This is a genomic window from Streptomyces bambusae (genome assembly GCF_019400985.1).
In the GTDB taxonomy this organism is placed as follows: Bacteria; Actinomycetota; Actinomycetes; order Streptomycetales; family Streptomycetaceae; genus Streptomyces; species Streptomyces bambusae_A.
Map to the genome: position 1 here is coordinate 1 of NZ_WTFF01000408.1, position 5,502 is coordinate 5,502.

Sequence of the window (5,502 nt, forward strand, 5' to 3'; positions counted from 1 at the left end):
CCGGATTGCTGTCTTCTACCGACGACACAAGACGTCCCTGGCTCCAGAACTATAGAGAGTTCTTAGTTTATGAGCTTGTTTATGCTGAGCGTGACGACAGCGCACATCGACAGGCGGAAGGGCGTCGGCAGCGTCGGATGTGTATAGGAGACATCAGCGGACGTTCGCATGGGGCAGGCCGTGGCGGACCCGCGCCGGGCGGCCCGCGACGGGCCCGCGCCGTTGGCGGCAGCGACTCCAGCAGGTGGACCGCGGCGTCCCGGGCGCGGCGCGGCACGCGTGGCCGCCGCAGCAGATCGGCGGCCGTCGCGCTCAGCCTCTCGGTGGTCCGCACGGACCCGATGCCGGCCGCGCGCGGGGCGATATCGGCGGCGAGGTCCGCCGTCTCGGTCCACGCCCCCGCTCCGGCGAGCGCCGCGAGGAGCTCCGCGGTGAACAGGTGCCGGTAGGAGGGGCCGGGGGCGGTGGCCGCCTCGTGCAACAGCGGCACGGCCCGGTTCCAGCGCCCCAGACCGGCCATGACCCAGCCCTCGTGGCCGGTCAGCTCGGCCTGGTCGATCCACCAGGCCCAGTGCGGGTCGTGGCGCGAGACGCCGTCCAGGAACCGGCTCCGGGCGCGGGAGATCAGCCGCTGGGCCTCCGTACGGCCGCCGAGTGCGGCCGCCGCGTGTGCCTGGCGTACCAGGACGAGGCTGTCGACCCGGGCGGGCAGCGGGCGCGGTCCCGCCACGTGCGCCGCAGTCGCCATCGCGGCGCGGGGCCGTCCGGTACGGGCCTGGAGCATGCTGTGGTTCAGCCGCACCAGCCGGGCGGTCCAGCGGTCGCCGCAGAGCTCCGCCAGGGCCAGCGCGCGGACGTTCATCCGCTGGGCCGCGCGGTAGCGGCCGGCGTCGAAGAGGATCCAGCCGATGACCTCGCACAGTTCGGCCAGCTCGGCCAGTGCGGCCAGTTCCGCCATCCGGTCGCGGCCCGCGCCGCCGGTCCGGCCGTACAGACCCGCAGGATCGGCGCGGAGCTCCGGGATGCGGCGTACGGCCTCCCGCGCCACGGGCACGGCGGCGGTCGCGCCCCGGCCGGCGTCGAGTGCCAGGAGGCGGCCGACGGCGGCGCGGACGACCGACAGCGGGGTCGGGGCCGGCAGGACCGACAGCGGGGTCGGGGGCGGTAAGGACGGCGAGGACGGGGCGGGCATCATGTCGCGATTCTCGTCGCCGCCCGCCGCCGGACCTTGCCGTCCAGGGCGGTGAAGGAGGCGGCCACCTCGGTCAGCCAGGCCACCTCCTCGCGGAAGTCCTCGTACTCCGGCCGCGCGGGCAGGCCGTCCCCGTCGGCCGCGGCGCCGTCCGCCCCGCCCGCCTCGTCCGCCTCGGCCTCCGGCCGACGGCTCAACGCCGCCCGTACCTGGAGGGCTTCGCCCAGCGGCGAGGCGGGGTCCTCGGGCAGGTCCAGCGAGCGGGCCTCGCGGACGAAGTCGTCGAGGGAGAGGCAACTGCGCAGCATCAGCTGCCCGTCGCGGATCTCGATGACGCGCCGGTAGAGCCGGTAGTGCGGATCGCGGGTGGGCAGCAGGTCCCGCGGCCACGAGCGCGGCGGGTCGAGCGCGATGTCCGGCGAGGCCCGGTGCAGGGCGTACCACAGCGGCCGCAGCCGCAGGTAGGAGCGGTAGCTGTCGATCCAGCCGCGGGCGCGGGTGATCCGGATGCCCCAGGCCGGGATGGTCCACCCGACGATCTGGAGCAGGGCGCCGACGCTGCCGCAGGTCCACTGCACGGGGTCCAGGGCGGCCGCGTCGAAGTGCAGCCGGGTGCCGGCGATCTGGATGCCGCGCGTGACGCAGTAGACCAGGATCATGCTCGCGCCGACGGTCACGGTACGCATGCCGAACGCGAGCCACTGGCGGTTGGCCACCCGGGTGAAACGCAGGGAGAGCCGGACCGTCTCGAACTGCCCCACCGCGCAGATCAGCAGGTAGAAGGACATGTACAGCGCGTAGCGCCCGTCCTGGATGCTGAGCAGGATCGTCGACGTCGCCGTCTCGGACTTCGTCGCGGGCCCGACGGCGAGCGAGGCCGCCACGAGCACGCAGAGCGCGGCGCCGAAGAAGGCCACGCGGCGGCGCGCCATGCCGGGGGCCTCGGCGGGCGGGGACGACCAGTACACGAGCACGACCTGCTGCGCCGCGGTGAGCACGACCACCGCGACCTGGGTGATCAGGGAAGTGATGTTCGGCAGCCCGAAGAAGGCGGAGATGTGCAGCCGGAGCAGGTCCAGGTCGACCAGGAAGCTGATGCCGGAGCAGAGGAAGTACGTGCACAGCGCCCACAGCGCGACGTCGTGCCTGCGGCGGACCAGGTCCGGGAGCCGGTACGCGAAGGCGGCGAGGCCGACGAAGGCGCAGATCCACGCCAGGGCCGTGTAGATCGCGGTCATGCCCGGTCCTGCTCCTGCTCCGCGCGGCCGAGGCCGTGCTCGATCCGGGCGACGACGTCGGCGGCCTCCGCCGGTACGCCCCAGGCGGGTTCGGTCCAGCGCTTCGCGGCCCGGGCCAGGATCAGCGAGGCGAGCGTCTCGGCCTCCTGCTCCTCCTCGTCGCTGTAGCGGGAGCGCATGAGGATGCTGCGGGCGGCCGCCGGGTCGAGCTCCGGGAGCGTCCCTCCCGGCCCGGTGCGCTCCAGCCGCACGGAACCCCGGTGCGCGAAGGCGATGTGGGCCAGCTCGTGGGCGATGATGTGCTCCTTGTGCGAGGCCGAGGCCGACGTCTCGAAGACGACGACGTCGCACTCCTCCATGTCCAGCCAGACCCCGAACAGATGGCGTTCCGGGAAGGCGGCCGGCATCAGGTGGATGGGGCGCCGGCGGCGCTCGCTGAGGTAGCGGTGGAGTTCGTCGATGCCGCACCCGTGCTCCATGCCCCACTCGTCGAGCAGCGCCTCGCACCGGCGGCGGACCTCCTTGAGACGGCGCCGCAGCCGTCTGGCCTCCGCGTTCGGTGACGCGGAGCCGGGTAACTTCATCCTCATGTCCTCCGGCGAACCCGGGCAGTCGCCTCGACCCGCCCACGCCTCACGGGCCGTGCGGAGCCGGCCGGGCACGGCGTACGGCACCCGGCGTACGGCACGAGAACGATTCGATCATCACGCCCGGAGGACGGCTAGGGCGAATTCCGGCCTGTTCCGGCGCCCTTGACCTGTACCGGCCGGGTCCAGGGCGCCGGAAGCGTCTCACGGGACGACGGGCTCACGGGACGACGGGCTCACGGGACGACGGGCTCACGGGACGACGGCGCGGCCGGCCCCGGGCCGCGCCCCTCCCGCCGGGGCCACGCCCCCGCGGATCACTCCCCGGATCACTCCCCGCCGAGGACCGCCCCGATGGCGTGCGCGAGGCGGGGCACCTGGTGGCCCGCGAGACCGGCGATGTTGATCCGCCCGCCGGTCGTGCCGTAGACCGCGAACTCCCGTCGCAGCCGCAGCATCTGCTGCGGGGTGAACGGCAGCATCGAGAACATGCCCTTCTGCCGGGCCAGCGCCCGCGCCTGCCCGGTCCACCCCAGCGAGTCCAGCTGCGCGCACAGGTCGGAGCGGTTGGCGCCGATCCGGCCGCGCATGTCCTCCAGCTCCGCGCGCCACGCGGCCCGCAGCCCCTCGTCGCCGAGGATCGTCGTCACCAGGGCGGCGCCGTGCTCGGGCGGCATCGAGTACAGCGTCCGGGCGACGTTCTGCAGGGCCGTCTCGGCGTGCCGCACCGCCGCCCGGGAGGCGCCGAGGACGATGGCGCAGCCGGTGCGGTCGCTGTAGAGGCCGAAATTCTTCGAGCAGCTGACGGCGACGAGCATCTCCGGCACGCGCTCCGCGAGCATCCGCGTGGGCCACAGGTCGGCCTCCAGGCCGTCCCCGAGGCCGTGGTAGGCGAGGTCGACGAACGGCACCCAGCCGTCGCGGGCCGCCATCGCGGCGAGCGCCTCCCAGTCCTCGCGCGAGGGGTCGACGCCCGTGGGGTTGTGGCAGGACCCCTGGAGCAGTACGACGTCGTGCCGTGCGGCCCCGCTCAGGTCCGCCAGCATGGCGGCCGTGTCGAAGCCCCGCTCGGCGTCGCGCCGGCCGTACGTGCGCACCTTCAGCCCGGCGGCCTCCAGGATGGGCCGGTGGTTGACGTACGCGGGGTCGCTGATCCACACGGTGCAGCCGGGGCGGGTCCGGCAGACCAGGTCGGCCAGCAGGCGCAGGGCTCCGGTGCCCGCGACGGTCTGGACGGCGGCGGCCCGGTCGGACGGGCCCGCGGTGCCCAGCACCAGCCCGAGCATGGCCTCGTTGAAGGCGAGGTTGCCGGACAGGCCCCGGTACTCCTTGGAGTCCGAGCGGTGCGCGAGGCGTATCTCGGCCTCGCGTACGGCGGCCATGACGGGCGTGCGCCCGGTGTCGTCGCGGTAGACGCCGAGGACGAGGTTCAGCCGCTCGGGCCGTACGTCGGTGCCGAACTCCTCGGTCAGGTCCCACAGCGGGTCGGTCGGCGGCGGCGGGAGGAGCTCAAGCATCTGCGGGAACCTCGGGTCGGGGTCGGGGTCGGGAACGGGGCTGGCGGTTGGCGAGGACGACGCCGGCGGTGATGAGGGGCACGCCGACGATCACGGCGAGGGGCGGCGACTCGTCGAGCAGCGGTACGGCGAGCAGGACGACGGCGACCGGGCTGAGGCTGCCGACGGTGGCGCTGCGCTGGGCGCCGAGCCGGCGGATGGCGAACGCGTAGAGCAGGCCGGCGCACAGTCCGACGCCGAGGCCCTGCACGATCGTGAAGAGGACGATGTCGCCGGCGGTGGCGTGGGCGAAGCCGGTCGGCAGCACTCCGGTCAGGACCAGCAGCCCGATCACCGCGAACGACGGCAGGCAGAGCAGTCCGATCGACCCGACGGGATCGAGGTCCACCTCGCGCAGGCCGACGGTGTACAGGGCCCACAGGCCGCTGGCGACCAGGAGCGTCCCGGCCCCTTCCAGCACGTCGGCGTCCACCGGGACGACGTAGCGCCAGACCAGGGCGGCCACGCCGGCGGCGATCAGGGCGAGGCCCGCCGCCTGGGTGCCGCGGGGTACGCGGTGGCCGCGGGCGACCATGAGCGCGGAGACGAAGAGCGGGACCATCCCGGGGACGATCGAGCCGACGAACGCGGCCGAGGTCAGGGCGCCGCCGTGCATCGCGGCGAGGAAGAACGGCACGCCGGCCCCGCAGACGATCTTGACGGCGGGGCCGGGCCGGACGGCGGCGATGCGGTGCCGGCGCCGCCACAGTGCGGGCAGCAGGACGACGAGCGGGACGCCGAAGCGCAGCAGGGCGGCGTCGGCGGGCAGCAGCGAGGAGGCACTCAGGGCGCGGGCGCTGAGCGCGAAGGCGGCCCAGATGGTCACGGTGACCAGCAGCGCGAGCGTGCCCTGGACCTGCGCGGACGGGCGCAGGCGCGACCGGGCCGCGCGGGCGTCGGCGGGGGCGGGGGGCGCGGCGGGGGCGGAC

Annotated in this window: 5 protein-coding genes; all 5 read right to left on the reverse strand. The window is 74.5% G+C overall.

The window, feature by feature from the left end; all coding sequences use genetic code 11:
* Positions 1 to 79: 79 nt before the first annotated feature.
* Positions 80 to 1,195 carry a DNA-binding protein gene (locus GPJ59_RS32715; RefSeq protein ID WP_219671545.1) on the reverse strand — a complete coding sequence of 372 codons (1,116 nt, stop codon included), beginning with the start codon at positions 1,193 to 1,195 and terminating at the stop codon, positions 80 to 82.
* Entirely contained in the window at positions 1,192 to 2,430 is a 1,239-nt protein-coding gene (locus GPJ59_RS32720) for an MAB_1171c family putative transporter (protein WP_219671546.1), read from the reverse strand. Before GPJ59_RS32720 ends, GPJ59_RS32715 begins: the two co-directional genes overlap by 4 nt.
* Positions 2,427 to 3,020 (reverse strand): ParH-like protein, encoded by a 594-nt coding sequence (locus tag GPJ59_RS32725; protein ID WP_219671547.1) that lies wholly within the window; start codon positions 3,018 to 3,020, stop codon positions 2,427 to 2,429. Before GPJ59_RS32725 ends, GPJ59_RS32720 begins: the two co-directional genes overlap by 4 nt.
* Positions 3,021 to 3,346: 326 nt before the next feature.
* Positions 3,347 to 4,534: an aromatic amino acid transaminase gene (locus tag GPJ59_RS32730; RefSeq protein WP_219671548.1), complete on the reverse strand. Its 1,188-nt coding sequence runs from the start codon at positions 4,532 to 4,534 to the stop codon at positions 3,347 to 3,349.
* Positions 4,527 to 5,502, reverse strand: a 976-nt coding sequence (locus GPJ59_RS32735; RefSeq protein ID WP_374200978.1) for a DMT family transporter, incomplete at its 5' end; no start/stop codon positions are given. The genes GPJ59_RS32730 and GPJ59_RS32735, both read right to left, overlap by 8 nt.